The 26,070-nt window shown below is 62.3% G+C and carries 30 protein-coding genes; 10 read left to right on the top strand and 20 right to left on the bottom strand.

Annotated elements, in window-relative coordinates; all coding sequences use genetic code 11:
* Positions 1–139 precede the first annotated feature (139 nt).
* Together ACW9H9_RS08785 and ACW9H9_RS08780 are read left to right on the top strand one after the other, a co-directional pair.
* Positions 140–463, top strand: coding sequence for a type II toxin-antitoxin system RelE/ParE family toxin (locus ACW9H9_RS08785; protein ID WP_457342759.1), 324 nt, complete (start codon positions 140–142; stop codon positions 461–463).
* Between the two features lie 5 nt (positions 464–468).
* Entirely contained in the window at positions 469–768 is a 300-nt protein-coding gene (locus ACW9H9_RS08780; protein ID WP_457342758.1) for a helix-turn-helix domain-containing protein, read from the top strand.
* 42 nt (positions 769–810) lie between these two features.
* On the opposite strand, the gene ACW9H9_RS08775 is transcribed toward ACW9H9_RS08780, so the two are convergent.
* From ACW9H9_RS08775 to phoB, 3 genes are all read right to left on the bottom strand, one after another.
* Positions 811–2,151: a hemolysin family protein gene (locus tag ACW9H9_RS08775; protein ID WP_457342757.1), complete on the bottom strand. Its 1,341-nt coding sequence runs from the start codon at positions 2,149–2,151 to the stop codon at positions 811–813.
* 124 nt (positions 2,152–2,275) lie between these two features.
* Entirely contained in the window at positions 2,276–3,598 is a 1,323-nt protein-coding gene (gene phoR, locus ACW9H9_RS08770) for a phosphate regulon sensor histidine kinase PhoR (protein WP_457342756.1), read from the bottom strand.
* 89 nt (positions 3,599–3,687) lie between these two features.
* Positions 3,688–4,377 (bottom strand): phosphate regulon transcriptional regulator PhoB, encoded by a 690-nt coding sequence (gene phoB, locus ACW9H9_RS08765; RefSeq protein WP_457342755.1) that lies wholly within the window; start codon positions 4,375–4,377, stop codon positions 3,688–3,690.
* Between the two features lie 152 nt (positions 4,378–4,529).
* Between phoB and ACW9H9_RS08760 the strand changes: the two genes are divergently transcribed.
* Positions 4,530–4,907, top strand: a complete 378-nt coding sequence (locus ACW9H9_RS08760; protein ID WP_457342754.1) for a hypothetical protein — start codon at positions 4,530–4,532, stop codon at positions 4,905–4,907.
* Between the two features lie 78 nt (positions 4,908–4,985).
* Here ACW9H9_RS08760 and ubiA read toward each other — a convergent pair whose 3' ends face one another.
* Both ubiA and ACW9H9_RS08750 read right to left on the bottom strand, forming a co-directional pair.
* Positions 4,986–5,876, bottom strand: a complete 891-nt coding sequence (gene ubiA, locus ACW9H9_RS08755) for a 4-hydroxybenzoate octaprenyltransferase (protein ID WP_457342753.1) — start codon at positions 5,874–5,876, stop codon at positions 4,986–4,988.
* A complete protein-coding gene (locus tag ACW9H9_RS08750; protein ID WP_457342752.1) occupies positions 5,876–6,439 on the bottom strand; it encodes a chorismate--pyruvate lyase family protein in 564 nt (187 codons plus the stop codon). The genes ubiA and ACW9H9_RS08750 overlap by 1 nt, the downstream gene beginning before the upstream one ends.
* 182 nt (positions 6,440–6,621) lie before the next feature.
* Between ACW9H9_RS08750 and ACW9H9_RS08745 the strand changes: the two genes are divergently transcribed.
* The 4 genes from ACW9H9_RS08745 (at position 6,622) to ACW9H9_RS08730 (ending at position 9,033) form a co-directional block, all read left to right on the top strand.
* Complete coding sequence (locus ACW9H9_RS08745) at positions 6,622–6,789, top strand: rubredoxin (protein ID WP_457342751.1); 168 nt, start codon at positions 6,622–6,624, stop codon at positions 6,787–6,789.
* A gap of 37 nt (positions 6,790–6,826) precedes the next feature.
* Positions 6,827–7,975, top strand: a complete 1,149-nt coding sequence (locus ACW9H9_RS08740) for an NAD(P)/FAD-dependent oxidoreductase (protein WP_457342750.1) — start codon at positions 6,827–6,829, stop codon at positions 7,973–7,975.
* Between the two features lie 190 nt (positions 7,976–8,165).
* Positions 8,166–8,441, top strand: coding sequence for an HU family DNA-binding protein (locus ACW9H9_RS08735; RefSeq protein WP_003213368.1), 276 nt, complete (start codon positions 8,166–8,168; stop codon positions 8,439–8,441).
* 214 nt (positions 8,442–8,655) lie between these two features.
* On the top strand, positions 8,656–9,033 hold the full coding sequence (locus tag ACW9H9_RS08730) for a helicase (protein ID WP_457342749.1): 378 nt from the start codon (positions 8,656–8,658) through the stop codon (positions 9,031–9,033).
* Positions 9,034–9,075: 42 nt separating this feature from the next.
* On the opposite strand, the gene ACW9H9_RS08725 is transcribed toward ACW9H9_RS08730, so the two are convergent.
* The 8 genes from ACW9H9_RS08725 to ACW9H9_RS08690 form a co-directional block, all read right to left on the bottom strand.
* Positions 9,076–10,470: an aminoacyl-tRNA deacylase and HDOD domain-containing protein gene (locus ACW9H9_RS08725; RefSeq protein ID WP_457342748.1), complete on the bottom strand. Its 1,395-nt coding sequence runs from the start codon at positions 10,468–10,470 to the stop codon at positions 9,076–9,078.
* A gap of 78 nt (positions 10,471–10,548) precedes the next feature.
* A complete protein-coding gene (recG, locus tag ACW9H9_RS08720) occupies positions 10,549–12,624 on the bottom strand; it encodes an ATP-dependent DNA helicase RecG (protein ID WP_457342747.1) in 2,076 nt (691 codons plus the stop codon).
* Positions 12,625–12,633: 9 nt separating this feature from the next.
* A complete protein-coding gene (locus tag ACW9H9_RS08715) occupies positions 12,634–13,554 on the bottom strand; it encodes a LysR substrate-binding domain-containing protein (protein ID WP_457342746.1) in 921 nt (306 codons plus the stop codon).
* 141 nt (positions 13,555–13,695) lie between these two features.
* Complete coding sequence (locus ACW9H9_RS08710; protein ID WP_457342745.1) at positions 13,696–14,436, bottom strand: energy transducer TonB family protein; 741 nt, start codon at positions 14,434–14,436, stop codon at positions 13,696–13,698.
* Positions 14,433–14,858, bottom strand: a complete 426-nt coding sequence (gene exbD / locus ACW9H9_RS08705; RefSeq protein WP_457342744.1) for a TonB system transport protein ExbD — start codon at positions 14,856–14,858, stop codon at positions 14,433–14,435. The genes ACW9H9_RS08710 and exbD overlap by 4 nt, the downstream gene beginning before the upstream one ends.
* A gap of 6 nt (positions 14,859–14,864) precedes the next feature.
* Complete coding sequence (exbB, locus tag ACW9H9_RS08700) at positions 14,865–15,827, bottom strand: tonB-system energizer ExbB (RefSeq protein WP_457342743.1); 963 nt, start codon at positions 15,825–15,827, stop codon at positions 14,865–14,867.
* A 441-nt stretch (positions 15,828–16,268) separates the two neighbouring features.
* Positions 16,269–16,790, bottom strand: a complete 522-nt coding sequence (locus tag ACW9H9_RS08695) for a hypothetical protein (RefSeq protein WP_457342742.1) — start codon at positions 16,788–16,790, stop codon at positions 16,269–16,271.
* On the bottom strand, positions 16,748–17,041 hold the full coding sequence (locus ACW9H9_RS08690) for a type II toxin-antitoxin system TacA family antitoxin (RefSeq protein WP_457342741.1): 294 nt from the start codon (positions 17,039–17,041) through the stop codon (positions 16,748–16,750). The genes ACW9H9_RS08695 and ACW9H9_RS08690 overlap by 43 nt, the downstream gene beginning before the upstream one ends.
* Before the next feature lie 574 nt (positions 17,042–17,615).
* Here ACW9H9_RS08690 and ACW9H9_RS08685 point away from each other — a divergent pair.
* Positions 17,616–18,467: an SDR family oxidoreductase gene (locus tag ACW9H9_RS08685; protein ID WP_457342740.1), complete on the top strand. Its 852-nt coding sequence runs from the start codon at positions 17,616–17,618 to the stop codon at positions 18,465–18,467.
* A 42-nt stretch (positions 18,468–18,509) separates the two neighbouring features.
* On the opposite strand, the gene ACW9H9_RS08680 is transcribed toward ACW9H9_RS08685, so the two are convergent.
* The 6 genes from ACW9H9_RS08680 to ACW9H9_RS08655 form a co-directional block, all read right to left on the bottom strand.
* Positions 18,510–19,253 carry a hypothetical protein gene (locus ACW9H9_RS08680; protein ID WP_457342739.1) on the bottom strand — a complete coding sequence of 248 codons (744 nt, stop codon included), beginning with the start codon at positions 19,251–19,253 and terminating at the stop codon, positions 18,510–18,512.
* Between the two features lie 65 nt (positions 19,254–19,318).
* Positions 19,319–19,699: a RidA family protein gene (locus ACW9H9_RS08675; RefSeq protein ID WP_003213288.1), complete on the bottom strand. Its 381-nt coding sequence runs from the start codon at positions 19,697–19,699 to the stop codon at positions 19,319–19,321.
* Between the two features lie 23 nt (positions 19,700–19,722).
* The gene (gene spoT / locus ACW9H9_RS08670) at positions 19,723–21,828 is read right to left on the bottom strand and encodes a bifunctional GTP diphosphokinase/guanosine-3',5'-bis pyrophosphate 3'-pyrophosphohydrolase (RefSeq protein WP_457342738.1); all 2,106 of its coding nucleotides are present in this window, start codon (positions 21,826–21,828) and stop codon (positions 19,723–19,725) included.
* A gap of 60 nt (positions 21,829–21,888) precedes the next feature.
* Positions 21,889–22,152, bottom strand: a complete 264-nt coding sequence (gene rpoZ / locus ACW9H9_RS08665) for a DNA-directed RNA polymerase subunit omega (protein ID WP_457342737.1) — start codon at positions 22,150–22,152, stop codon at positions 21,889–21,891.
* 167 nt (positions 22,153–22,319) lie between these two features.
* Positions 22,320–22,940 (bottom strand): guanylate kinase, encoded by a 621-nt coding sequence (gmk, locus tag ACW9H9_RS08660; RefSeq protein ID WP_010168203.1) that lies wholly within the window; start codon positions 22,938–22,940, stop codon positions 22,320–22,322.
* Between the two features lie 10 nt (positions 22,941–22,950).
* Positions 22,951–23,814, bottom strand: a complete 864-nt coding sequence (locus ACW9H9_RS08655) for a YicC/YloC family endoribonuclease (RefSeq protein ID WP_457342736.1) — start codon at positions 23,812–23,814, stop codon at positions 22,951–22,953.
* Between the two features lie 230 nt (positions 23,815–24,044).
* On the opposite strand from ACW9H9_RS08655, the gene rph reads away from it, so the two are divergent.
* Both rph and ACW9H9_RS08645 read left to right on the top strand, forming a co-directional pair.
* Positions 24,045–24,767, top strand: coding sequence for a ribonuclease PH (gene rph, locus ACW9H9_RS08650; RefSeq protein WP_457342735.1), 723 nt, complete (start codon positions 24,045–24,047; stop codon positions 24,765–24,767).
* A gap of 28 nt (positions 24,768–24,795) precedes the next feature.
* A complete protein-coding gene (locus ACW9H9_RS08645) occupies positions 24,796–25,164 on the top strand; it encodes a DUF4870 domain-containing protein (RefSeq protein WP_457342734.1) in 369 nt (122 codons plus the stop codon).
* Between the two features lie 57 nt (positions 25,165–25,221).
* Here the strand turns inward: ACW9H9_RS08645 and ACW9H9_RS08640 are convergent, their stop codons facing one another.
* On the bottom strand, positions 25,222–26,001 hold the full coding sequence (locus ACW9H9_RS08640; RefSeq protein ID WP_457342733.1) for an exodeoxyribonuclease III: 780 nt from the start codon (positions 25,999–26,001) through the stop codon (positions 25,222–25,224).
* Positions 26,002–26,070: the final 69 nt, after the last annotated feature.

Here is a 26,070-nt window from a genome sequence, read left to right as displayed (position 1 = left end):
GCTTGATTTATATCGGTTTCGATATAGTCTCTTGGTAACACGCCGTTGTTATCCAAGCTCTGCTACGCCTTGAAACACACCTCTGCGCCCTTGGCCAAATCGTCGATTAGGCTTTTGCTTTCCACTCAAGGAGAAGTGAATGCCAAGGCACAAGGATGTGGTGTTTGTAGGCAGCTCGCGCAAAGACCTTCAGTCTTTCCCGCTCGATGCGCGCAGAGCTGCCGGTTTTCAGCTGGACCTCTTGCAGCAAGGTGAGCAGCCTTTTGATTGCAAGCCGATGAAGACCATTGGTCGAGGTGTCAGCGAGATCAGAATTAACGACGACTCAGGAGCGTTTCGAGTGTTCTACGTGGCGAATCGGCCCGAAGCCGTTTATGTGCTGCATGCGCTGCGCAAAACCACACAAAAAACCTCAATGCGGGATATCGAGCTGGCCCGGGCCAGATTGCAGGAGCTAAGTTAAGCGCCATGACAGATCAACCACTGCACACCGAGCGTTTCAACAGCGTCTGGGACGCCCTTGAAGACACCCCCCAACAAGCGGCCAATATGCGTTTGCGCGCCAAGCTGCTGCTGGCGTTGTGTCAAACCATTCGAGGTTGGGAGCTGTCGCAGAAGGAGGCCGCCAAGCGGCTCAATATCAGCCAACCCCGGCTCAACGATGTGCTGGGCGGCAAGATCGACAAGTTTTCGCTCGACGCCCTGGTCAACTTGTCGGCGGCGGCTCAGTTGGAGGTAGACATCCGTCTCACGTCGCTGGCGGTGTAGCGGTTGCGGCAGGCACCCGCGTTGGGCGCCTGCCGGGTTGATTCAATCGATCAACAGCACCTTGGCCAGCACGATCTTCGGCCCTTTCATCTTTTTGATGATGATGCGCAGACCTTCGACTTCCAGCACTTCTTCCTCTTCCGGCACCCGTTTGAGGGTTTCGTAGATCAGCCCGGCGAGGGTTTCGGCTTCGATGTGGTCCAGGTCGATGCCCAGCAGGCGTTCGACCTTGAACAGCGGGGTGTCGCCGCGTACCAGCAGTTTGCCCGGCTGGTAGGCCAGGATGCCGCGCTCGGCCTTGCGGTGTTCGTCCTGGATGTCGCCTACCAGCACTTCCAGCACGTCTTCCATGGTGAGGTAGCCGATCACTTTGCCGTCGGCTTCTTCCACCAGGGCGAAGTGCGCACCGCCCTTGCGAAACTGCTCCAGCAGTTGCGACAGCGGCATGTGGCGCGACACGCGTTCCAGCGGGCGGGTCAGTTCGGCCAGGTTGAACGATTCGGGGATGTGGTCCAGGTCGGCCAGTTCCAGCAGCAGGTCCTTGATGTGCAAAAGGCCCACGAACTCACCGCGCGTGGCGTCGAACACCGGGTAGCGGCTGAATTTGTGGCGACGGAACAGCGCGAGGATTTCCTTGAGCGGGGCGTTGAAGTCCAGGGTGACCATGTCTTCCCGGGAGTTGGCCCAGTCCACCACTTCCAGCTCGCCCATTTCCACGGCAGAGGCGAGTACGCGCATGCCTTGGTCGCTGGGGTCCTGGCCACGGCTGGAGTGCAGGATCAGCTTGAGTTCTTCGCGGCTGTAATGGTGCTCGTGATGCGGGCCGGGCTCGCCTTGGCCGGCGATGCGCAGGATGGCGTTGGCGCTGGCGTTGAGCAGGTAAATGGCCGGGTACATGGCCCAGTAGAACAGGTACAGCGGCACGGCGGTCCACAGGGACAACAGCTCGGGTTTGCGGATGGCCCAGGATTTGGGGGCCAGTTCGCCGACCACGATGTGCAGGTAGGAGATCACAAAAAAGGCGGCAAAAAACGACACGCCCTTGATCACTTCCGGCGACTGCACGCCTACCGCGTCCAGCAGTGGCTCCAGGATGTGCGCGAAGGCCGGTTCACCGACCCAGCCCAGGCCCAGGGAGGCGAGGGTGATGCCCAGCTGGCAGGCCGACAGGTAGGCGTCGAGCTGGCTGTGCACGGTGCGCAGGATCTGCCCGCGCCAGCCGTTCTTGTGGGCGATGGCCTCGACCCGGGTGGCGCGCAGTTTGACCATGGCAAATTCGGCCGCAACGAAAAAACCGTTGAGCAGTACCAGGATCAGTGCAAAAAGAATCATGCCGAAGTCGGCGAAGAGTGACGCGAGGGTAATGCCAGGGGAAGGGTCCATGATGGGGTTTTGCGGGTTCCGTCTATTCAAAAAGGGTGAGCAGGTGTGCCTGGAAGGCAGGCGCAAGTCGGCCAATGTAGCGGCTGACAGGGCGCTTGCCTAGTCTCCTTTGGCGGGACGCGGCTTACTCGTCCTGGTGGGCCAGGTGCGAGCGGGTGACCTGCACCGGCGGGAAATGGCAGGTGAAGGTGCTGCCGTGGCCCAGCACGCTGCTGATCTCCAGCCGTGCGCGGTGGCGCAACAGCACATGCTTGACGATGGCCAGGCCCAGCCCGGTGCCGCCGGTGTTGGAGTTGCGGCTGGAGTCGACGCGGTAGAAGCGTTCGGTGAGGCGCGGCAGGTGTTTGTTGTCGATGCCGATGCCGGAGTCTTGCACGCTCAGGTGCGCGCCCTGGGCGTCTGCCCACCAGCGGATGCGGATGTTGCCCTTGTCCTGGGTGTATTTCACGGCGTTGAACACTAGGTTGGAAAACGCGCTGCGCAACTCGCCTTCGCTGCCCTTGAGCAACACCGACGGGTCGGCTTCCAGGGTGATGCTTTGCCCGCGCTCGCCGGACAGCGCCTGGGCGTCGTTCTTGACGGTTTGCAGCAGGCTTTGCACGGCCACCGGGTGGTTGTCCGAGGGGTAGTCGGTGGCTTCAAGCTTGGCCAGCAGTAGCAGGTCGTTGAGCAGGGTCTGCATGCGCGAACCTTGCTGCTGCATCTGTTGCAGCGCACGGCCCCAGCGCGGGTTGATGTCGTCGACGTTGTCCAGCAGCGTCTCCAGGTAGCCGCAGATCACCGTCAGCGGCGTGCGCAGTTCGTGGGAGACGTTGGCGACGAAGTCTTTGCGCATCTGTTCCAACTGATGGATGCGGGTCACGTCGCGCACCAGCATCAGGTGTTCGTTATTGCCGTAGCGCGTGAGGTAGAGCTGGATGCGCACCCGGTCGTTGGTGGGCGAGGGGATCTCCAGGGCTTCTTCGTAGTTTTCCTGCTCGAAGTATTCCTTGAAGCGCGGGTGGCGCACCAGGTTGGTCACCGGCTGGCCGCTGTCTTGCGGGGTCTTGAGGCCCAGCAGGGTTTCGGCGGCGCGGTTCCACCATTCCAGGTTGCCGTCGCTGTCGAGCATGATCACCGCGTCTTTGAGCGCAGCGGTGGACTCCTGCACCCGGTCGATCACCGCTTGCAGGCGCCCGCGCACTTTCTGGTCGCGGCGTTGCAAGTGGTAGATGCTGTCGAACACCTCGCCCCACAGGCCGTAGCCGTCGGGCGGTGGTTCATCGGGTTTGTGCTGGCGCAGCCATTCGTGCAGGCGCAGCAGTTGCTTGAGGGTCCAGCCCAGGTACAGGCCCAGGCCGACGGCCAGGCTCCAGCCGTAATACCCGCTGACCAGGCCCACGAGCAGGCTGCCGGTGATCAACAGGAGCAGGTGACGGATCAGGGTGCCGTGCCAATTCTGGGTCACGTGGGGTCCTTTGGAGCAGTGGCGAACGTCAAGCGGCAAGCTTCAAGTCAACGCGTCACGGCAGCGACTGGCCGCTGATCACTCGTTGCTCAACCTTTGGTTGAAAACCGATAGCCGGTTCCGCGCACGGTTTGTACCAGATTCTCGTAGGCATCGCCCAACGCTTTGCGCAGGCGGCGGATGTGCACGTCGACGGTGCGCTCCTCCACATACACGTTGCCGCCCCAGACCTGGTCCAGCAGCTGCCCGCGGGTGTAGGCGCGCTCCTGGTGAGTCATGAAAAACTGCAGCAGGCGGTATTCGGTCGGGCCCATTTCGGCAGGCTTGCCGTCGATGGTCACGCGGTGGCTGATCGGGTCCAGCAGCAGGCCGCCGACTTCGATGGGCGCTTCGCCATCGGTCGGGCCGGCGCGGCGCAGCACGGCCTTCAGACGGGCGACCAGCTCGCGGGGGGAAAACGGTTTGGTGATGTAGTCGTCCGCGCCCACTTCCAGGCCCTGGATCTTGTTGTCCTCTTCGCCCTTGGCGGTGAGCATGATGATCGGGATGTCCCCGGTCAGCTCGTCGCGCTTGAGGCGCCGGGCCAGTTCGATGCCGGAGGTGCCGGGCAGCATCCAGTCCAGCAGGATCAGGTCCGGCTTGCGGTCGACGATAATGGCGTGGGCCTGCTGGGAGTTCTCGGCCTCCAGGCAGTCATAGCCGGCCATTTCCAACGCAACGGCGATCATCTCGCGAATAGACGCTTCGTCGTCAACGATCAGAATACTTCTGCCAACCATGCTCAAGCCTCGTGTCATTTAACTGTCTTGCGCCGCATTAGATAACGGAATTATTGCAGTCGTGTGACAGTAATTTAGACGGTCCGGCAATAGACGGCACTCTGGACTACGCTTTGGGTCCGAATACTGACAACCAAAAAAGGAAGGTTCCGATGACTTACCGCACTGTTTCCTGGAAAACCCTGCTGGTAACGGCCGCGTTGACCCTGCCCACACTGGCAGTGGCCGCCGAGCCTGCAAACACCCAGGACGGGATCCTGGTGGACCACAAGGGCCTGACCCTCTACACCTTCGACAAGGACGCCGACGGCAAGTCCGTGTGCAAGGACCAGTGCGCCACCAACTGGCCGCCGCTGAAGGCTGAGTCCACCGACAAGCCCAGCGGCGACTGGACCGTGATCACCCGCGACGACCAGACCAGCCAGTGGGCCTACAAGGGCAAGCCGGTCTACACCTTCAAGGACGACCACAAGGCGGGCGACAAGACCGGCGACGGAAAGGGCGGCGCCTGGCACATCATCAAGCCTTGACCCGGCAGGCCCGCTCCTCCCGGGTGGGGCGGGCCTGGTTGCGATAGCGTGCGGCAAAACAGCCCACGCCGGCCCGGCTTACCGGAATGCGTAGTCCGCCACAATTCCGACAAAAATCGCCAACCCGGCCCAGTGGTTGTGCAAGAACGCCTTGAAGCACTTCATGCGGTCCTTGCTCCGGGTGTACCAGAACTCCCAGGCAAAACACCCGGCCGCCGCGAGCAGGCCCAGGTGAAACCAGCCCCCCAGCTCAAACCGCGCGCCCGCCAGCAGCAGGCAACCCAGGGCCAGCCCCTGCAATGTCAGGATGATTACCCGGTCGGCCTCGCCAAACAGAATGGCGGTGGATTTGACGCCGATCTTCAGGTCGTCATCCCGATCGGTCATGGCGTAGTAGGTGTCATACCCCACCGTCCACAGCAGATTGGCGATGTACAGCAACCACGCCGTGGCGGGCAGGCTGCCGGTTTCGGCGGTGAAGGCCATGGGCATGCCCCACGAAAACGCCGCCCCCAGCACCACTTGCGGGTAGTAGGTGTAGCGCTTCATGAACGGGTAGCTGACCGCCAGCGCCAGGCCGCCCAGCGACAGCAGGATGGTCGTGGCGTTGGTCAGCAGCACCAGCACAAAGCTCAAGCTCATCAGCACGGCAAAAAACACCAGCGCTTCCTTGGAGCCGATCTTGCCGCTGGCCAGGGGCCGTGACTCGGTGCGTTTCACATGGCCGTCCACTTTGCGGTCGGCCCAGTCATTGATCACGCAGCCGCCGGCGCGGGTGAGGATCACGCCCAGCACGAAGATGGCGACGTTGGCGAGTGAGGGCGAGCCCTTGCCGGCGATCCACAGTGCCCACAGGGTGGGCCACAGCAGCAGGTAGATGCCGATGGGTTTGTCCATGCGGGTCAGTTGAACGAAGTCCCAGGCGCGGGGGTTCAAGTGATTCAGGGATTTGAGCAGGCGCTGGTACATCAGCGAGTCTCCTGGGAGGCGGGCACGGCCTGCCACAGGCCGGGCAGGAAGATTTCGGCCACCAGCACGCTCAGCGGGCCGCGATCAAAGCGCGAGCGGCGGGCCCACAGGCCTGCGGTGCGGTCGGCCGCGGGCAGCCATGCGGGCGGGTAGTGGCACACTTCAATGGCCTGGCGGCGGAAGGCGTGGTCGCAAAACAGTAGCTCCCCCAGCGAGCGGCTGCCCAATTCGTCCATGTGCAACCCGTCGCCTTCCAGCGCACTGCGCGCCGCCACGCTGCGGGCGAACACCCAGGGCTGGCCATGGCCGCGCAAATACACCTCGCGCACCCAGCCAACGCTGGCGGCAGGCAGGTCCAGGGCGGTGCATTCGTCGTCACGCAGCGGCTGCCAGCCTTCAGACAAGGGCGTGACACTGAACCCATCGCTGGACAGGTGCGTGAGGCGCCGGGTGAGCGAGCCTTCGTCAAAGAGCCAGTCAAGGATGAGCGGGGCGGGCGCAGGGTCCAGCAGGCTGCGTGAACGCCAGTGGCAAGCAGCAGAAGCGGTGTTTGAGTGCGGCACGGTGGGTGATGGTCGGCAGCAAAAGAGGCGGCGAGCTTACCACGCTGCCCCGGCGTTTTGCCCCGTGTGTCGATCCCGCTTGCATCTGGCGGCCCCGATCAGTACAAAACGCGCTGAGCCGCACGGCAAGGCTTTATCCATCGACCGTGGGCCACACGCCTGAACCCTGAGGATGCGAGCAAATGAAAAAGTGGCAATGTGTAGTCTGCGGCCTGGTCTATGACGAGAAAGACGGCTGGCCGGATGACGGAATCCTGCCCGGCACCCGTTGGGAAGACGTCCCTGAAGATTGGCTGTGCCCGGATTGCGGCGTGGGCAAAATGGATTTCGAGATGATCGAAATCGGCTGATTGTTGAATTTAAGAAACGTACTACAAGGAGAAAGGAATGAACGCACCTGTCGTGATCATCGGCACGGGTTTGGCGGGTTACAACCTGGCGCGCGAGTTTCGCAAACTCGATGGCGAAACCCCGCTGTTGCTGATCACCGCCGATGACGGGCGCTCCTACTCCAAGCCCATGCTCTCCACCGGTTTTGGCAAGAACAAGGATGCCGACGGCCTGAGCATGGCCGAACCCGGCACCATGGCCGAGCAGCTCAAGGCCGAGGTGCGCACCCACACCCGCATCAGCGGCATTGACCCGGGCCACAAGCGCCTGTGGATCGGAGAAGAGGCCGTGGCCTATCGCGACCTGATCCTGGCCTGGGGCGCCGAGACCGTGCGTGTGCCGGTGCAAGGCGATGCCGCCGACTTGATCTTCCCCATCAACGACCTCGAAGACTACGCACGCTTTCGCGCCGCTGCGGCCGGTAAGCGCCGCGTGTTGCTGCTGGGCGCGGGCCTGATCGGCTGCGAGTTCGCCAATGACCTGATCCTGGGCGGCTACCAGATCGACCTGGTGGCGCCGTGCGAGCAAGTCATGCCGACCCTGTTGCACCCCGCCGCCGCTGCGGCAGTGCAGGCCGGGCTGGAAGGCCTGGGCGCGCGTTTTCACCTGGGGCCGGTGCTCAACCGCTTGCAACGCACCGACGACGGGCTGCACGCGCACCTGTCGGATGGCAGCGTGATCCCGTGCGATGTGGTGGTGTCGGCCATCGGCCTGCGCCCGCGCGTGGACCTGGCCGCCGCGGCCGGTTTGCAAACCGGTCGCGGGGTGGTCGTGGACCGTCACCTGAAGACGTCCCACGCCAATATCTATGCGCTAGGCGACTGCGCCGAGGTGGACGGCTTGAACCTGCTCTACGTCATGCCCCTGATGAGCTGCGCCCGGGCGCTGGCCCAGACGCTGGCGGGCAACGCCACGGCGGTGAGCTACGGGCCGATGCCCATCACCGTGAAAACCCCGGTGTGCCCGCTGGTGGTGTCGCCGCCGCCCCGGGGCACCGAAGGCGTGTGGAGCGTCGAAGGGCAGGGCGCCGATATCAAGGCGCTTTGCCGCGATACCAGCGGGCGCCTGCTCGGTTACGCGCTGACAGGAACGGCGGTGATGGAAAAACTGGCGTTGAACAAGGAACTGCCGCCGTTGCTGGCGTAAATACCGGTCGTTCTGTCGGAATCAGCACGGGTTTCCCGGTAGAAAGGTCGTAGCGAGACTGGCGCAGGCACCGATGGCATGCCATCCTCACTCCCGTCTGCCGCAGAGTAGAGCCTGCGGCGCCTTGGGGCTGCTCCAACGATGAGCAGCACTGACATAACAACAAAAAACCGTCAAAGAGGCTTCACTTATGCGTAAACCAGAACTCGCAGCCGCCATCGCTGAAAAAGCGGATCTCACCAAAGAACAGGCCAATCGTGTGCTCAACGCCGTTCTTGAGGAAATCACCGGCGCCCTGCATCGCAAGGACAGCGTCACCCTGGTCGGCTTCGGCACCTTCCTGCAACGCCATCGCGGCGCCCGCACCGGCAAGAACCCACAGACCGGTGAGCCGGTGAAGATCAAGGCCAGCAACACCGTGGCCTTCAAGCCGGGCAAGTCGCTCAAAGACAGCGTCAACCCGTAAGGCACGGTACGCGCGGCACGCACTACGCGCGGGAGGAAAAATGGGCACGCCGACGGGGTCGGGTGCCCATTTTTGTTGGGCGACTCTCCAGTCATTTTGTGGTTATAAGCGCTAAAAACTGGCGATCTTCTGCTAATGGGCAAGATCGGTGGTTTTCTGAAAACAAATCGTTAAACTGCCGCGGCCACCCAATAATTCCACTGAGGCCGTGTGCATGAAATTTCGTTTTCTTCTCTGGGTGATGGGCCTGTTAATGGGCAAAGCCAGCCGCACCAACCCCGCCTTCCAGCAGCAGCTGGGTGACAAGGACCTGGTGTTCCAGCTGCAGACCTTAGATGGCAAGGTTGCCCGTCACTTCATCGTCAAGGACCAGCGCATCACCAGCCGCGCCGGGGTGCACGCCACGCCCGCCTTTGCGATCGCCTTCAAGGACGCCGCCTACGGTTTCGCCACGTTGCAGGCCAAGAACAAGCAACTGGCGTTCATGACGGGCATTCAAGACAAGTCGGTGCAAATCAAAGGCAACCCGGCCTTGGTGATTTGGTTTCAGGGGCTGACCAAATACCTGCGCAAGCGCAAAGCGGCGCGGTAGGGCGTACGCGGCAAGCTAAACGCGTGCCGCAGCCCCCCTCTTTTACCCAAATTGTGAGGCGAGTTCTCGCAGCATCACTTCGGCGTCGAGCACCTTGCGTACCACGTCTTCGGCTTTTTCGCGGCTCAGGCCCAGGCGTTCGAGCAGTTCGTCCGGGATGCTTTCGTCTGGCCCGGAGCCAATGTCGCGTCTGCGCAGCAGGCGCACGGCCAGGCACACCAGGTTCGGGTACTCGGCGTATTGGCCGTCGTAGGTCGGGTCATGCTGAAAGCGCAGGGCCGTGGACAGCTCGTCCGGCATGTCCCAGTAGCGCATCAGCCAGCCGCCGATCTGCTCGCGGCTGATGCCCAGCAGGTGTTGCTCGATGTAGCTGTGGCACAGGTGCGGGTTGACTTCCAGGTGACGGCAAATCAGCGAGAAGTGCGGCGGGAACACGTGCGCCAGCAGCAGGTAGCCGAAGTTGTGCAGCAGGCCGGCCAGGTAGGTCAGGCCCGCTTCCGGGCGCTGGGCGCGCGGCATGGCGCGGGTCAGGCCTTCGATCACGGCGGCGGTGTAGATCGACTGGTGCCAGTACGGCGTGGTGTGGTGCGGGTGGTCCTTGGGCAGGCTCAAGGTCTTGCCCAGCGCCAGGCCCAGGGCCAGGTTGATCACCAGGTCAAAGCCCAGCACGCGCACGATGGCGTCTTCCACGGAGCGGATCTTGCCCGGCGAGGCGTAGTAAGGCGAGGCCGCCCAGCTCACGACCTGCGCGGCCAGGGCCGGGTCGGTTTCCACTACGCCGGTGATGTCGTCGATGGTGGCGTTGGGGTCCACGCGCAGCTTGATGATTTTTTGTGCGGTGTCGGCCAGCGGTGGAATTTCGATGGTCGCTTCCAGACGCTGCTGGATCCGGCGGGCGGTGAACGCCTGCACCGCCTGGGTGATTTCTTCGCGGTCATCGTTGGGGCGATCGAGGTTCGGCCGGATGCGGTTCAGCGGCTCGCCGAAGTGGCCGGCGCTGGCCTTGGTGAGCATGCCCTTGAACGCTTCGCTGGTGATTTGCAGCAGCACCCCGGCCTCCCCCGAATGTACCAGCAGGGTCGGTTCGCGCAGCAGGCTTTCTTCGTACAGGCACGGTGAACTGGTCAACGGCGGCAGGCCGGGCAGCAGGCGCAGGTTGTGCTTGCCGAGCATGCGCTCCAGGCGTTCCGGCGCGACGGCCTTGAGGCGGCGACCGGTCAGTTCGGCGAGGCGATTGAGGTCCAGCAACTGGCTCTGCGGAAACAACACCATCAGGGCGCCCACTTCGTCATCCAGCAGCACCGCCTGAACTTTTTGTGCGGCGTTCAGGCCGGGGTGTTCGACAACTTCCGTGTAACTGATGGCGAGCTTTTCAAGCAGCGCCCGAATAACCGACGGTGCGGTCGGTGGCGCTGTGGCGAGAGCAACTTCTGACATGGCCTTGGTCCAATTTCCTACAGTTATTGGAGTATAACCAGCTTGTTACATCTGTTGGTCGCCTAAGTGAGGCCGGCGTCACACTTGGCCGTATTGCTGGCCGTGGCGCAGCCAGCGATCCAGCAACGGGCTGACGTGTTGTGGCCAGCGCTCCAGCAAGGCTTGAGCGGCGTCGCGCACGGCGGGCAGCAAGTCGGCGTCGCGCATCAGGTCCGCGACCTTGAATTGCAACAGGCCGGTCTGGCGGGTGCCGAGCATTTCGCCGGGGCCGCGCAGTTCCAGGTCTTTTTCGGCGATCACGAAACCGTCGTTGGTTTCACGCATGATCCCCAGGCGCTGACGGCCGATCTGCGACAGCGGCGGGTGGTACAGCAACACGCAATGGCTGGCGGCGCTGCCCCGGCCTACGCGCCCGCGCAGCTGGTGCAATTGCGCCAGGCCCAGGCGCTCGGGGTTCTCGATGATCATCAGGCTGGCGTTGGGCACGTCCACCCCCACTTCGATCACGGTGGTGGCCACCAGCAGTTGCAGCTGGCCGGCCTTGAATTCGGCCATGACCGCGGCTTTTTCCGCAGGCTTCATGCGCCCGTGAATCAGCCCTACCTTGAGTTCGCCCAGGGCACTGGTGAGGTCTTCGAACGTGGTTTCGGCGGCCTGGCAGGTGAGTTCTTCGGACTCTTCGATCAGCGTGCACACCCAATACGCCTGGCGGCCTTCGGCGCATGCCCCCCGTACGCGCTCGATCACTTCCACGCGGCGCGAGTCGGTGACCAGCACGGTGTTGACCGGGGTGCGGCCCGGCGGCAGTTCGTCGAGGATCGAGGTGTCGAGGTCGGCGTAGGCGCTCATCGCCAGTGTGCGCGGGATAGGCGTGGCGGTCATGATCAACTGGTGCGGGCTCATGCGCCCGCCCACGCCTTTTTGGCGCAGGGCCAGGCGCTGCTGCACGCCAAAGCGGTGTTGTTCGTCGATGATCACCAGGGCGAGGTTCTTGAACTGCACTTCATCCTGGAACAGCGCGTGGGTGCCCACCACCATTGGCGCGCCCCCGGCGATTTGCTCCAGGGCCGTCACCCGGTTTTTGCCTTTGAGCTTGCCCGCCAGCCACGCCACTTCCAGGCCCAGCGGCTCGAGCCAGCGTTTGAAGGTGATGAAGTGCTGCTCGGCCAGAATCTCGGTGGGCGCCATCAACGCCACTTGATAACCGGCCTCCAGCGCCTGCAGGGCGGCGAGGGCGGCGACCACGGTCTTGCCCGCTCCCACGTCGCCCTGAATCAGGCGCAGCATGGGTTCTTTCTGGCTCAGGTCGTAGGCGATTTCGTTACCGACCCGCTGCTGCGCGCCGGTCGGGGCAAAGCCCAGGTTTGCCAGGTATTGCGCGGGCAGGCGCTTGGCCTTGGGCATGGCCGGGGCGCGCAGGGAGCGCATGCTTTCGCGCAGGCGCTGCTGGGACAGTTGGTGGGTCAGCAGCTCTTCAAATGCCAGGCGGTGTTGGGCCCAGTGATGACCCAGGGCCAGCTCGTCCACGTCGGCGTCGGCCGGTGGGTGGTGCAGGTAGCGGATCGCGTCGTCCAGCGGCGCCAGTTGGTAGTCGCGGGCCAGTTCCTGAGGCAGCCAGTCGGGCAGGCTCTTGGGGCCGAGCAGGGTCAGGGTTTGTTGGCACAACTGGCGCAGGCGCTGTTGGGTCAGGCCCTCGGTGAGCGGGTAGATTGGCGTGAGGGTGGTGTCTACCGGCGGTGGCTCGTCGCCGGTAATGGCGCGGTATTCCGGGTGGTAGATCTCAAGGCCGGACGCGCCGGGCCGGGCCTCGCCGTAGCAGCGCACGCGGGTGCCGCGCTTGAGGCCTTCCTTTTGCGCGTTGCTGAAATGATAGAAGCGCAGGCTCAGGCCGCCGGTGCCGTCTTGCAGGCGCACCACCAGGCTGCGGCGCTTGCCCATCACCACATCGGCGCCGCTGACGGTGCCTTCGACCACCGCGTCCTGCCCCGGGCGCAGTTCGCCGATGGGCACCACGCGGGTGCGGTCCTGATACCGCAGCGGCAGGTGAAACAGCACGTCCTGGAGGTTTTCCAGGCCGACCTTGGCCAGCTTCTCGGCCATGGCCTCGCCGACACCTTTGAGCGCCGTCACCGACACCTGCGACAACTCGGTCATGACCGCGGCTTAGCTCGCGGCAGGTGGCTTGGCCACCGAGCACAGGCGGATCGAGTCAGCGAGGATTTCAATGGCCTTGGGGCGCGGGAAGCTGGCGCGCCAGGCGATGGCCACGGTGCGAAACGGCACGGGCGGCGTCAGTGGGCGCACCGAGATCACGCCGGGAGCGTAGTGGTGGCTGTCCACGGCCGACAACGGCAGGATCGAAATCCCCAGGCCGGAGGCAACCATGTGGCGAATGGTTTCCAGCGAGCTGGATTCCACCGTGGTGTGGCGGGCCGCGTCGTTGCCCTTGGTCAGGGTCGGGCAGGCTTCCAGCACCTGGTCGCGGAAGCAGTGGCCTTCGCCCAGCAGCAAAAGGCTCTTGTCGTTGAGCAGGTTGGCGTCGATGGTGTCCTGTTGCGTCCACGGGTGGCTCGCTGGCATGAGCACGTAGAACGGCTCGTCGTAGAGCGGCAGGGTCAGTACATCGGCCTCGTTGAACGGCAGGGCGATGATGATCGCGTCCAGCTCGCCGTTGCGCAGTTTGTCGCGCAGCACGTGGGTGAAGTTTTCTTCGATGTACAGCGGCATCTGCGGTGCAACGCGGTGCAGTTGCGGGATCAGGTGCGGGAACAGGTACGGGCCCACGGTGTAGATGGCGCCGACTTTCAGCGGTGCGGTCAGCTGGTTTTTGCCGGCCTGGGCCAGTTCACGAATGCTCTGGGCCTGCTCCAGCACCTTTTGGGCCTGGGCGACGATGCCTTCGCCCACCGGGGTGAGGCGCACGGCGCTCTTGCTGCGCTCGAAAATCAGCACACCGAGTTCGTCTTCAAGCTTTTTCACGCCTACCGAGAGGGTGGGCTGGCTGACGTGGCAACGCTCGGCGGCATGGCCGAAGTGCTGCTCTTGGGCGAGGGTAACGATGTAGCGTAATTCTGTGAGGGTCATAGCGGGCGTCCATGAGGTGCGGGCCAAGCATACCGGCTGCAATCGATAGACGCACGTTATCAGAACTTTGCCAGGGATTGAGCGGGGAATACGCAAGATTTTGTGGGCCCAGGCGAGGGTTTCCCCTCACCTGGGTGGCCACTAGCGGCGTTTTTCGATGTTGTACACGAACGGTGCAACGATCTCGATGCTGCCGCCCTTGAGCATGTCGGCAGGTGGCTTGGGCAGCGGTTGGGCGCGGCGGATCATGTCCAGCGTCGCGCGGTCCAGGTCGGCGTTGCCGGAACGGCCCACCAATTCATAGGACAGCACATTGCCATCGGCATCCACCACGAACCGCAAGCGGTTCAAACCTTCCTTGCCACGCGCCTGGGCACCCGGCGGGTACTTCTTGTACTTGGCCAGGTGGCCCAGCAGCAGGCTTTCCCAGGAGGCTTTCGCGGCAATTTGCTGCGGTGACGGGCCGGGTTGCGGCTGGGCGGATTTTTCCGTTGGCGCGTTGTTCTGCGGTGTTTCGCTCGGCGGTTCTTCCGAGGGTTTTTCCTTGGGCGGCTCGGGCTTTTTCTCCACCGGCTTGGGCGGCTGCGGTTTTGGCTTGGGCTTGACCGGCTTGGGCACCTGGATCGTAGGTTTTGGCGCCTCGGCCAATTTAGGCAGCGGCAACTCCTCCACGGGGGCCGGTGGTTGCGGCGGCGTTACTACCTTTGGCGGGGCCGGTGGCGCAGGCAGCGGGGCCAGGTCGATGACCATGGCGGCCGGCGGCAACTGCACCACATGGGGCGCCGACCACTGGAGCGCGATGATGATCGCAACGGCGTGGACGCCCAGCACGACGGCGAGGCTGGTGCCATAACGCGCAAATGTGTGGCGCGTCGTGATCATTTCTTGGCTGCCGTCTCAAGTCCGACCAGGCCAACCTTGAGGTAGCCGGCCGCCCGCAGGGAGTCCATCACGCTCATCAGGTCGCCGTAGTCCACGCCTTTGTCGGCCTGGAAGAAGATCGTCGTGTCCTTCTTGCCTTGGGTCTTGGCGTCGAGCGCGGCGCCCAGGGCGTCGGCTTTGACTTCGTCATCGCCAATGTACAGACGCTGGCCCGCCTTGACGCTGAGGAACACCGGCTTCTCTGGCCGCGGCGCCGGCTTGGCGCTGGAGGCGGGCAGGTCGACCTTGATGTCCACGGTGGCCAGGGGCGCGGCCACCATGAAGATGATCAGCAGCACCAGCATCACGTCGATGAACGGCGTGACGTTGATTTCGTGGTTCTCGACGAGTTCGTCGTCGCCTTGATTCAAATGCAGGCCCATGGCCGATTACCCCACTTTCACCATGTGCGGTTGCGAGCTGCGCTCGGAAGGCAGGTGGTCGAGGTCACGGCTGACCAGCAGCAACACTTCTGCCGACGCGTCCGACACCTGGGCCTTGTAGCCGGCGATGGAGCGGGCGAAGACGTTGTAGATCACCACCGCAGGGATGGCGGCCACCAGGCCCAGCGCGGTTGCCAGCAAGGCTTCGGCGATGCCGGGGGCGACGACGGCGAGGTTGGTGGTCTGGGTCTTGGCGATACCGATGAAGCTGTTCATGATGCCCCACACGGTGCCGAACAGGCCCACGAACGGTGCGGTGGAGCCGATGGTGGCCAGTACGCCGGTGCCGTTGCTCATGTTGCGACCGCAGGCCGCCACCAGGCGCTCAAGACGGAAACTCACACGCTCCTTGATGCCTTCTTTTTCGCGGGCGTTGACCGACAAGCGCATTTCTTCCAACGCGTCGTGCACCAGCAGGTTGGCCAGGGTGCCCTTTTTGGTCGCGCTTTCGCTGGCTTCCTTGAGGGTGGCGGCTTTTTTGAGGTGGACGATTTCAGTGCGCAGGCGGCGTTTGGCGCCCAGCAATTCAAAGCCTTTGGCGATCCAGATGGTCCAGGTGATGATCGAGGCGATGGCCAGGCCGATCATCACGGCTTTTACCACCACGTCAGCATGCTGATACATGCCCCAAGGCGACAGGTCATGGGCCATGCCCAGGCTGTTGTCTTCTTCCAGCACCACGCCGGTTTCGTCGGCAGCCGCTGCGGGTGCAGCGCTGTCTGCTGCCGCTGGAGCGGTTTGTTCGTGGGCCGGTGCGGTGGCCGCTGGCTGGGTGGCCGGGGCGGCGGTGTCGGCGAATGCGGCGGTCGGTGCCAGCATTACGCTGAACAGCAGCGCAGCCATCGCGCGCGCGAAGCGGGACGGGCTGCGAAGCGGGGTTGGCGAAGCGGGAAAGTTATAGCGTGTCATGCTGGCCGGACCTGAGAGGAGAAATAAGTGACTGCCCTTCCAGACCATCAGCGGGTCAAGGACAAACGGGCGGTCATTATTGCAAGTAATTCTTGTTAACAAAAGTAATACAGTTACTTTATTTGCAGCGAGTGATGACTGGTTGACGTGGCGGCCAAAGGGGAGGGCGGAGTATTTTCGCGTCATTTCAGAACATATTGCCGCTGAATGCGGACGTAACGTGGACACTGCGCAGGCCTTGCCAGCGGTGCATCCGTGCCATAAAAAATGAAAAGTAATGATTGGCTCGCTGCCTGTAAACCAAAGGTGCTGCCGGATCGTGCCTGCCGGTCGTATCGAAAGGTGAGCGGTGGGCCGTCGGTGCAGCTGGAAGATTCTGAATGGCAAAAATAACCCGCTATCGCGAGAGCTATAGCGGGTTTGGCGTTAGGTCTTGACGGGTTACCGAAGCGGCAACATCAACGTAATGGGCGATAGTCCCGGGCACGGTATAAATCCTGCGTACTTGGCGTAGAAGGTCGACAGGCGTTCGTTCAGCGGGTGAACAATCATTGCGCTGGACCCAATGCTATTGGAAGCCCTGATTGCTCTTTCAACGGCATCTTGCAGTAGGTCGATTGCGAAACCCTGACCTTGAGCTGCTTGAGTGATCCCCATGCGCCCCAGCAGAGTCACTGGATGCACGCTTGGCGAATTGCGTTGGTGGCTTTTCGGAACGACGTTCTCGCGTGCAATGGATCCACTCGACAGGGTGTAGTAACCCATCACTATTGAGGTGTCCTTGCGGCAGATGACGTAAACGACGGCCTGTTTAGCGGCCTGGGCTTTACGCGCCTGCCGTTGCAGGTAGTCGTTGATCGACGGTTCACCTGAATCGAATTGATCCAGTATGTGTTCGTCGCTCAGCTTTTCGGGAGCACTCAGCTCCACCGTTTGGGTCTTTCGAGAAGTTGACGTAGGCATTCGTTACCTCGTATCGGGTTGGCTTCCATGGCCTGTTCAAATGCGTCAAATGCAGCGTCGTCGAGAAGGAACAAACGCTTATCCAAGATGACCTCTTCTGCTTTTTGACAAGCAGCTTCAAGGATGAAGCTGGTTCGATCACGACCGGACAGGGCAGCTGCCAGATCGATCAGGTTCCGTTTTCTTTCGTCCGCTCTCATGTTGATTGGAACGGGTTTGGATCTTTCAATGCTTTCAGGGCTGACAGACATATTTCACCTATGGGCTGGTTGGTTTTTTCAGATATTTGCCTCCTTATGGCGTTCGTACGTCACGCTTGTATTTTTGTTCCATGAGATGACTCCTTTCTGGTGGCTCAAGAGTCTTGAGCCACGGTGCTAACGTGAGATCTGACGTTTGGGTGTGAGGCTGAGCGGGCCTCGGCAGGAAGCTTACGCCTGCGTATATCTAATGTCTATACGTGTGTATCTTTTGGATATACAAGTGGTGTCTCTTGATTCTCCGTGCGTCTCTCGTATCACCTGCGTAAAAGCGACCATAGAGTGTCCAAGGGGTCATCCGCCTTGAGCCCCAATCAAAGCTAATAAACTCCCGGTTCCTGAATCGCGCCCACAAAAAAGGCGCCTTTGGGCGCCTTCAGCTCAATATTGCAAAATCATTCGCTTTTCTTCGGCACTCATCCCGTCTGTAGGTCGCTGAACACCGTGCCTCAGATAGCGCTGCTGAACAGCATTTTGTCCATTGACGGAATACTAAATTTGCCAGTTAGCTAGCCGCTGGTCATCTGCGAGGGCTAATCTTCGCGTTTTGGAACGGAGTTTTGTGATGTCTGCACCTACTGTGGTGATTGCCGGTTGTGGCGATGTCGGTAGCCGTCTGGCCACTCAGTTGCTGGCCCAGGGCTTCGAGGTGTATGGCCTGCGGCGTGATATTTCGCGCCTTCCGGCGGGTGTGATCGGGATTGCGGGCGACCTGTTCAACGAAGATTGCCCCGACACCTGGCCGGTGGGTGGCGTGGATTACCTGGTGTACTGCGCGGCGGCCACCGATCACGACGAGGCCGGCTATCGCGCGGCCTATGTGCAAGGGTTACAGCATGTGTTGGGCTGGCTGAACGACTATGGCCAGGAGCCCGAGCAGCTTTTGTTTGTGTCCAGCAGCAGCGTGTACGGCCAGCAGAAGGGCGAATGGGTCGACGAAACGTCCGCCACCGAGGCCGCGGGCTACTCCGGCAAAATCATGCTGGAGGCCGAGCAGGTGGCCTTGCAGAGTGGCATTCCCGCCAGCGTGGTGCGGTTGACCGGCATTTATGGCCCGGGCCGCGAGTGGCTGTTGAGCCAGGTACGCCAGGGTTACCGGGTGGCGATCGATCCGCCTCTGTATGGCAACCGCATTCACGCCGATGACGCGGCGGGCTTGCTGGCGTTCCTGCTGCAGCATGTGCGGCAGGGCGGGGCGCTGGCGCCTGTGTACATCGGCGTGGACGATGCACCGGCGCCGCTTGCCGAGGTGGTGGACTGGTTGCGGGGGTACTTGGGCGTGACCGAATGGGCCGAGGACGCCAGTGTTCGGCGCGCTGGCAGCAAGCAGTGCAGTAATGCGCGGGCGAAAGCGTTGGGGTGGGTGCCGACGTATCCCAGCTACCGCGAAGGCTACGCCGCCATCCTCAAAGGCTGAAAACCTCAGGGCGGGTTTGTCCCCGCCCCCGGTTCGACAGGGTTACTGCTTTTTCAGCAGCCACTGACGTGGCCCTGGGGTGAATTGCGGCACTTCATCAGCCTGGGCGGTGTTGATCGCCTGGAAAATTTCCAGTTGCTTGCCTTTGCGGGCAAAGATCCACGGGTTGCCCTGGCCGTTGTGTTGCAGCCAGATGCTGTCGTAGCCGCCGCTCATGGAGGCGCAATCGCCCGCCAGGCACAGTGAGTACTGGTCGACACCCGGCAGGCCGGATACCTGGCCATTGGCCTGGAATTGCACGGTAGCGCCTTCGCCGTTGCCGCTGGCGATGGTCCAGCTACCGCCCATGTAGGCCGCGTACAGCGTGCGTTCAAAGGTGGCCCCCAGCGGCGCGCCTTCAGGGGCAGGCTCCTGGGCGCGGCCAAACAGCTGCTCGGGCTCGTTATCGTTGGCCACTTGCAGCAATTGCTTGCCTTTACGCTTGAGTCCGGTGGCGGCGCTGCCGTAGAAATCAACGCTCCAGGCGCCGGATTTTTCGGCGAGCAGCTTGCCTTCGGCCACTTCAAAACCGTTGTAGTAGCGCGCCTGGCCGGCCTTGGTGTTCACCTCCCATTCGAGGTTTTGACCATAGCTTTGCAGCGCTTCACGCAAAGGGCCGCCCTTGGACGCTGCGTCGATAGCGGCCTGGTTGATCCAGGTGCCGCTGACATCCAGGTCGGCGGGGTTGCTGGCACAGCCGCTGAGCAACAGGGCGAGCAGCGAAGAGGCAACGAGCGCTTTGCGCATGACGAAATCCTTCCAGAACAGGTTCGGCGCCGCGCGTCGATAGCAAGAGGGCGGCGCCGGGTGATTTACTCGATGACCAGAATCGCGTCCATCTCGACCTGCGCGCCTTTAGGCAGCGCGGCAACACCGATGGCGGCGCGGGCCGGGTACGGCTGTTCAAAGTATTTGCCCATGATCTCGTTGACCTTGGCGAAGTGGCTCAGGTCGGTGAGGAAAATGTTCAGCTTGACGATGTCCTTGAACGAACCGCCAGCCGCCTCGGCCACCGACTTCAGGTTTTCGAACACCTGGATGGTCTGCGCCTCGAAGCCTTCAACCAGCTCCATGGTCTTTGGGTCCAGCGGAATCTGGCCCGACATGTACACGGTATTGCCCGCCTTGATCGCCTGGGAGTAGGTGCCGATGGCGGCCGGAGCCTTGTCGCTGGTGATAACAGTCTTGGTCATGAGTCACTCCTGGTAACGATGGGTTAGGCGCGCATGCGGGTGATGCGGATGACCCCGGTCAAGGCGCGCAGCTTCTTGATCACGCGGGCCAGGTGCACGCGGTCGTGCACGCTGACCACCAGTTGGACCACGCTGATGCGACCATCGCGTTCATCCATGCTGATTTTCTCGATGTTGCCATCGGCCGCATTGACGCTGCTGGCCAGCAGCGCGATCAGGCCACGCTGGTGTTCCAGCTCGACCCGCAGCTCGACGTTGAATTCGCCGGTGACATCCTTGGCCCAGGACAGCTGGATGCATTTTTCCGGATTGTGGCGGATTTCGGTGATGTTGCGGCAGTTGTCCAGGTGCACGACCATGCCTTTGCCGGCTGACAAGTGGCCGACAATCGGGTCGCCCGGGATCGGCGTGCAGCACTTGGCGTAACTGAGCACCAGGCCTTCGGTGCCGCGAATCGCCAGCGGGCCCTCGGGGCTGGGCAGTTGCTCGCCTTCGCCCAGCAGACGGCGCGCGACGACATACGCCATGCGATTGCCCAGGCCGATGTCTTCCAGCAGGTCTTCGATGGTTTCCTGACGGTATTCGTGCAGGATCGCCTGCACGCGCTCGGCCGGGATCTTGTCCACGGCGCTGTCGAAACCGTTGAGCACCTTGTTCAGCAGGCGTTCGCCCAGGCTGATGGACTCGGAGCGGCGTTGCAGCTTGAGGGCGTGACGGATGTGCGTGCGGGCCTTGCCGGTGACCACGAAGTTGAGCCACGCAGGATTGGGGCGGGCGCCCGGCGCGCTGACGATCTCCACCGTGGACCCGCTTTGCAGCGGCTCCGACAGCGGGGCCAGGCGGCGGTTGATCCGACACGCGATGCAGCTGTTGCCCACATCGGTGTGTACCGCGTAGGCAAAGTCGACCGCCGTGGAGCCTTTGGGCAGCTCCATGATCCGGCCTTTGGGCGTAAACACGTAGACCTCGTCCGGGAACAGGTCGATCTTCACGCTTTCGATGAATTCGAGGGAGTTGCCCGCACGTTGCTGCATTTCCAGCACGCCTTTGACCCACTGGCGAGCGCGGGCGTGAGTGCCCTTGGGCTGCTCGTCGCCGCTGGATTTGTACAGCCAGTGGGCGGCGATGCCGTTGTTGGCCATCTCTTCCATTTCGCGGGTACGGATCTGGATTTCGATCGGCACCCCGTGCATGCCAAACAGCGTGGTATGCAGCGACTGGTAGCCGTTGGCCTTGGGAATGGCGATGTAGTCTTTAAAGCGCCCTGGCAGGGGCTTGTACAAATTATGCACAGCGCCCAGTACGCGGTAGCAGGTGTCTACCTTGTCGACGATGATGCGGAACGCGTAGACGTCCATGATCTCGTTGAACGCCCGGCGCTTGCCGCGCATCTTTTTGTAGATGCCGTAGAGGTGTTTTTGTCGCCCGCTGACGTCGCCTTCGATACCGTCAACCGCCAGGCAATGGCTCAGCGATTCTTCGATCTTGTTGACGATTTCCTTGCGGTTGCCCCGGGCGCGCTTCACCGCCTGGTAGATGCGCGAGGAGCGCATCGGGTGCATGGCCTTGAAGCCCAGGTCTTCAAACTCGATGCGCACGGCGTGCATGCCCAGCCGGTTGGCGATGGGCGCGTAGATTTCCAGGGTTTCCTTGGCGATGCGTCGGCGTTTTTCGCCGGAGAGCACTTCCAGCGTGCGCATGTTGTGCAGCCGGTCGGCCAGCTTGACCAGGATCACCCGGATGTCCCGGGCCATGGCCATGGCCATCTTCTGGAAGTTTTCCGCCTGGGCTTCGGCCTTGGTCTCGAAGTTCATCTGGGTCAGTTTGCTGACCCCGTCGACCAGTTCGGCCACGGTTTCGCCAAATTGCGCCTGGAGCGCTTCCTTGGCGATGCCGGTGTCTTCGATCACGTCATGCAGCATGGCGGCCATCAGGCTCTGATGGTCCATGTGCATGTCGGCCAGAATATTGGCCACCGCAAGAGGATGGGTGACGTACGCCTCGCCGCTGCGGCGGCGTTGGCCGTCGTGGGCTTGTTCGGCGTAGAAATACGCTCGGCGGACCAGGTTGACCTGGTCCGGGCCGAGGTAGGCCGATAAGCGATCGGCGAGGGCGTCTATGCTCGGCAAAGTATGAACTCCTGCCGATGGCTGTGACCCCGCGCCGTGCTACGTCGACCAGGCATAGGCTTAGACGGCCTCGTTGGACTCGTCCTCAAACGCTGCAAACACTGGATCTTCCTGAATGGCGTCCTGTGCAGCGACGTACTCGTGGCTCATCAGGCCTTCAGCGATTTCCCGCAGGGCGACTACGGTAGGTTTGTCGTTTTCCCACTGAACCAGGGGCTCTTTGCCGCCAGTGGCCAGTTGACGGGCACGCTTGGTAGAGAGCATGACCAGCTCAAAGCGGTTATCCACGTGTTCTAGGCAGTCTTCAACGGTTACGCGGGCCATGGTATTCCTCGGAGCGAATGCAGTATGCGCGGTGCCCGGTTGGGCGAGCGGACTGAACAGTTTAAAAAATCACCAGCGTTTAGGGAAGCGCTGATTTTCAGGGCTCGGCTTAAAACGCGCTGCAAGCGCCAATGTAAAGCTCTTGCAGCGGTTTTGGGAAGCGCGGCTTAGCCCAGCAGTTCGGCGAGCAACTTGCCGAAACGCTGTTGCTGGCGCTTTTGCTGGAGCTGGTTGGTGCGGAAAATCGCCTTGAGGTCGTCCAGGGCGTGGGCAAAGTCGTCGTTGATGATCAGATAGTCGTAGTCGACGTAGTGGCTCATTTCGCTGACGGCTTCACGCATACGGCCTTCGATGATCTCGTCACTGTCCTGGCCGCGGTTGGTCAGGCGCTGGTGCAGGGCCTCGAGGGACGGCGGTAGGATAAAGATCGAGCGCGCCTTGGGCATCAACTGGCGCACTTGCTCGGCGCCCTGCCAGTCGATTTCCAGGATCAGGTCGTGGCCTTCGTCCAGGGTTTGCTGCAAGTGGCTTTGGGAGGTGCCATAGAGGTTGCCGAAGACTTCGGCACGCTCCAGGAAGTCGCCGTGTTCGATCATCTTCACGAACTCGGTGCGTTCGACGAAGTGATAGTGCACGCCGTTCACCTCACCCGGGCGCATGGCTCGGGTGGTGTGGGAGACGGAAATGCGGATCTGCTCGTCGGCGTCGGTCAATGCCTTGACCAGGCTGCTTTTGCCTGCGCCCGACGGGGCAGAAATGATGTAGAGGGTGCCGGTGCTGTGGGTCATGGAGGTTGCCTTACTCGATGTTCTGTACTTGTTCGCGCATCTGTTCGATCAGCACTTTGAGGTTGACCGCTGCCTGGGTGCTGCGCGGGTCGAACGCCTTGGAGCCCAGTGTATTGGCTTCGCGGTTGAGTTCCTGCATCAGGAAGTCCAGGCGCCGACCGGCGGCACCGGCCGACTTGAGCACCCGGCGCACTTCCAGGATGTGGGTGCTCAGGCGGTCGAGCTCTTCGGCCACGTCGCTCTTTTGTGCCAGCAGGACCATTTCCTGTTCCAGGCGCAGCGGGTCCAGCTCGGCTTTCATGTCGGTGAAACGGTCGAGCACTTTCTGGCGCTGCGTGGCCAGCATCTGCGGGACCAGCTCGCGCAAGGTCAGCACGTCTGCTTCGATGGACGTCAGGCGCTCGTTGATCAGGCGAGCCAGCTCGGCGCCTTCGCGCTCGCGGCCGGCCTTGAGTTCTTTGAGGCCCTGGTTGAACAGCGCCAGGGCCTGGGCGTTCAGGGCTTGCGGGTCGGTGGCGTCGGCGACCAGCACGCCGGGCCAGGCCAGCACTTCCAGCGGGTTCAGGGCGGCCGGTTGCTTGATCAGGCTGGCGATGGTTTCGGCGGCGGCGACCAGTTGCGCGGCGCGCTCGCGGTCTACCTGCAGCGGCTTGCCGGTGGTTTCCTCGGTAAAGCGCAGGGTGCATTCCAGCTTGCCGCGGGAGATGCCCTGGCGCAGCGCTTCACGCACGGCGCCTTCGAGGTCGCGAAAGGCTTCCGGCAGGCGCAGGTGCGGCTCCAGGTAACGGCTGTTGACCGAGCGCAGTTCCCAGCTCAGGGTGCCTTGGGCGCCTGCGTGTTCGACGCGGGCGAAGGCGGTCATGCTGTGCACCATGGCGGTACCTCGCGATGCAGTCCCGCCGACGGGCGGGCTGATGGGTAAATTGAAGCCGACAGGCAGAAGGCGCAGGAGTGTAGCGCAACGGGGCCGGTGCGCCCAAACGGTGGCTGTGACAAAGCGATGCAGGCGGGGCACTTCGTAACCGGATTTTTTTAGCCGTGCCCTGCGGGCGCAGCGGCTCTATAATGCCCGGCAGTTTTTCGTCCTCAGTACAGGTATCCCCTATGAAACGTCCAAGTGGTCGCGCTGCCGATCAGCTGCGCTCGATCCGCATCACCCGCAACTACACCAAACACGCCGAGGGATCTGTACTGGTCGAGTTTGGCGATACCAAGGTGATCTGCACCGTCAGCGTAGAAAACGGCGTGCCGCGTTTCCTCAAGGGCCAGGGCCAGGGGTGGCTCACTGCCGAGTACGGCATGCTGCCGCGCGCCACCGGCGAGCGTAACCAGCGTGAAGCCAGCCGTGGCAAGCAAGGCGGGCGCACCCTGGAAATCCAGCGCCTGATCGGCCGCTCCCTGCGCGCTGCGCTGGACATGTCCAAGCTGGGCGATGTGACCCTGTATGTCGACTGCGACGTGATCCAGGCCGACGGTGGCACCCGCACTGCGTCCATCACCGGCGCCATGGTTGCGCTGGTCGATGCCCTTAAAGTGATCAAGAAGCGCGGCGGCTTGAAGGCAGGCGACCCGCTCAAGCAAATGATCGCTGCTGTTTCGGTGGGCATGTACCAGGGCGAGCCCGTGCTGGACCTAGACTACCTCGAAGACTCGGCCGCCGAAACCGACCTGAACGTGGTGATGACCAGCACCGGTGGTTTCATCGAAGTGCAGGGCACCGCCGAAGGCGCGCCATTCCAGCCGGCAGAACTGAACGCGATGCTGGCCCTGGCGCAAAAAGGCATGAGCGAAATCTTCCAGCTTCAGACCGCCGCCCTGGCCGACTGAACCCCACACGGCTTCAAGGAGCGATGCCATGAGTGACCCGCAGGTTGTGCCGCCCGAACCGACCATAAGCGCCCGCCGCTGGGCGATGCTGTGTCACCTCGTGGCGGTTGTGGGGCTTTTTTACCCGCTGGGCAACCTGGTGGCACCCTTGGCGGTGTGGCTGTTCAAGCGCAAGGCCGACCCGCTGATTAATGATCAGGGCAAGGAGGCGTTGAACTTCCAGATCATGGTGTGCCTGGTCTGGGCGCTTGGCATGGTGGTAGGTGGCGCGACGTTTGGCGGCTTTGTGCTGGCGGTGCTGGTGATTGTGGCGGCCGTGCTAATGGCCATCGCGAGCGTCAAGGTCAACAAGGGCATTGCCTACCGCTACCCGTTTATCTGGCGCTTGTTGAAGTAATCGGCGGCCACAAAAAAACCGACAGCGATGTCGGTTTTTTGTGCCTGGGCAATGACCTCAGATGGTCAGTGTCCAGTCGTAGTCCACGATCAGCGGCGCGTGTTGCGAGAAGCGCGGCTGGCGAGGCAAGCGGGCGCTGCGTACAAAACGGCGCAGGCCGGGGGTCAGCAACTGATAGTCGAAACGCCAACCCAGATTGAGCATCTCCGCCTGTTCGTTGTCTGGCCACCAACTGTATTGATCGCCTTCGCGGCTGACTTCGCGCAGGGCATCTACGTACCCCATGTTGCCGACAATCTCGTCCATCCAGGCGCGTTCCGGCGCCAGGAAACCCGGGGATTGCTGGCTGTCGCGCCAGTTCTTGATGTCCAGCTTTTGTTGCGCCACGTACAGCGAGCCACAGTAGATGTACTCGCGACGCTTGCGCCGCTGCTTGTCCAGATAACGGCCGAAATCGTCCATTAGCTTGAACTTCTGGTTCAAGTCTTCATCGCCGTTCTGCCCGGATGGAAGCAGCAAGGTCGCGATGCTGACCTTGTCGAAATCGGCTTGCAGGTAGCGCCCGTAGCGGTCGGCTGTCTCGAAGCCGAGGCCGCTGATGACCGCCTTGGGTTGCAACCGTGAATACAGGGCCACGCCACCTTGGGTGGGGACTTCGGCATCACAGGCATAAAGGAAGTAGCCATCCAGTTGGAAGGCTGGGTCGTCCAGTTCAAAGGCGGAGGCGCGGGTGTCCTGCAGGCAGATGACGTCGGCATTCTGGGCTTGCAGCCAACTGAGCAAACCACGCTCGACTGCAGCCTGAATACCATTAACGTTCACACTGATGATCCGCATAAATGGCCCCAAAAATCGCGTGCGTGTATGATACACGCCGTCTACCCATTTAGCTAAATCCGTGGTATC

Source organism: Pseudomonas sp. SDO5215_S409 (assembly GCF_054071325.1).
The sequence above is the reverse complement of the archived record's forward strand: the minus strand, read 5'-3'. Positions and strand labels throughout refer to the sequence as shown.

What these genes read in the sequence shown, in the direction of transcription:
- exbB (WP_457342743.1), bottom strand. Translation starts at nt 15,827, where the DNA reads ATGACACGCTATAACTTTCCCGCTTCGCCAACCCCGCTTCGCAGCCCG.
- ACW9H9_RS08655 (WP_457342736.1), bottom strand. Translation starts at nt 23,814, where the DNA reads ATGGTGCACAGCATGACCGCCTTCGCCCGCGTCGAACACGCAGGCGCC.
- ACW9H9_RS08760 (WP_457342754.1), top strand. Translation starts at nt 4,530, where the DNA reads ATGACTTACCGCACTGTTTCCTGGAAAACCCTGCTGGTAACGGCCGCG.
- ACW9H9_RS08780 (WP_457342758.1), top strand. Translation starts at nt 469, where the DNA reads ATGACAGATCAACCACTGCACACCGAGCGTTTCAACAGCGTCTGGGAC.
- exbD (WP_457342744.1), bottom strand. Translation starts at nt 14,858, where the DNA reads ATGGGCCTGCATTTGAATCAAGGCGACGACGAACTCGTCGAGAACCAC.
- ACW9H9_RS08645 (WP_457342734.1), top strand. Translation starts at nt 24,796, where the DNA reads ATGAGTGACCCGCAGGTTGTGCCGCCCGAACCGACCATAAGCGCCCGC.
- ACW9H9_RS08695 (WP_457342742.1), bottom strand. Translation starts at nt 16,790, where the DNA reads ATGCCTACGTCAACTTCTCGAAAGACCCAAACGGTGGAGCTGAGTGCT.
- gmk (WP_010168203.1), bottom strand. Translation starts at nt 22,940, where the DNA reads ATGACCCACAGCACCGGCACCCTCTACATCATTTCTGCCCCGTCGGGC.
- ACW9H9_RS08785 (WP_457342759.1), top strand. Translation starts at nt 140, where the DNA reads ATGCCAAGGCACAAGGATGTGGTGTTTGTAGGCAGCTCGCGCAAAGAC.
- phoB (WP_457342755.1), bottom strand. Translation starts at nt 4,377, where the DNA reads ATGGTTGGCAGAAGTATTCTGATCGTTGACGACGAAGCGTCTATTCGC.
- ACW9H9_RS08740 (WP_457342750.1), top strand. Translation starts at nt 6,827, where the DNA reads ATGAACGCACCTGTCGTGATCATCGGCACGGGTTTGGCGGGTTACAAC.
- ACW9H9_RS08640 (WP_457342733.1), bottom strand. Translation starts at nt 26,001, where the DNA reads ATGCGGATCATCAGTGTGAACGTTAATGGTATTCAGGCTGCAGTCGAG.
- ubiA (WP_457342753.1), bottom strand. Translation starts at nt 5,876, where the DNA reads ATGTACCAGCGCCTGCTCAAATCCCTGAATCACTTGAACCCCCGCGCC.
- rph (WP_457342735.1), top strand. Translation starts at nt 24,045, where the DNA reads ATGAAACGTCCAAGTGGTCGCGCTGCCGATCAGCTGCGCTCGATCCGC.
- ACW9H9_RS08715 (WP_457342746.1), bottom strand. Translation starts at nt 13,554, where the DNA reads ATGACCCTCACAGAATTACGCTACATCGTTACCCTCGCCCAAGAGCAG.
- ACW9H9_RS08675 (WP_003213288.1), bottom strand. Translation starts at nt 19,699, where the DNA reads ATGACCAAGACTGTTATCACCAGCGACAAGGCTCCGGCCGCCATCGGC.
- ACW9H9_RS08710 (WP_457342745.1), bottom strand. Translation starts at nt 14,436, where the DNA reads ATGATCACGACGCGCCACACATTTGCGCGTTATGGCACCAGCCTCGCC.
- ACW9H9_RS08745 (WP_457342751.1), top strand. Translation starts at nt 6,622, where the DNA reads ATGAAAAAGTGGCAATGTGTAGTCTGCGGCCTGGTCTATGACGAGAAA.
- recG (WP_457342747.1), bottom strand. Translation starts at nt 12,624, where the DNA reads ATGACCGAGTTGTCGCAGGTGTCGGTGACGGCGCTCAAAGGTGTCGGC.
- ACW9H9_RS08735 (WP_003213368.1), top strand. Translation starts at nt 8,166, where the DNA reads ATGCGTAAACCAGAACTCGCAGCCGCCATCGCTGAAAAAGCGGATCTC.
- ACW9H9_RS08725 (WP_457342748.1), bottom strand. Translation starts at nt 10,470, where the DNA reads ATGTCAGAAGTTGCTCTCGCCACAGCGCCACCGACCGCACCGTCGGTT.
- ACW9H9_RS08730 (WP_457342749.1), top strand. Translation starts at nt 8,656, where the DNA reads ATGAAATTTCGTTTTCTTCTCTGGGTGATGGGCCTGTTAATGGGCAAA.
- rpoZ (WP_457342737.1), bottom strand. Translation starts at nt 22,152, where the DNA reads ATGGCCCGCGTAACCGTTGAAGACTGCCTAGAACACGTGGATAACCGC.
- ACW9H9_RS08685 (WP_457342740.1), top strand. Translation starts at nt 17,616, where the DNA reads ATGTCTGCACCTACTGTGGTGATTGCCGGTTGTGGCGATGTCGGTAGC.
- ACW9H9_RS08690 (WP_457342741.1), bottom strand. Translation starts at nt 17,041, where the DNA reads ATGTCTGTCAGCCCTGAAAGCATTGAAAGATCCAAACCCGTTCCAATC.
- ACW9H9_RS08775 (WP_457342757.1), bottom strand. Translation starts at nt 2,151, where the DNA reads ATGGACCCTTCCCCTGGCATTACCCTCGCGTCACTCTTCGCCGACTTC.
- ACW9H9_RS08680 (WP_457342739.1), bottom strand. Translation starts at nt 19,253, where the DNA reads ATGCGCAAAGCGCTCGTTGCCTCTTCGCTGCTCGCCCTGTTGCTCAGC.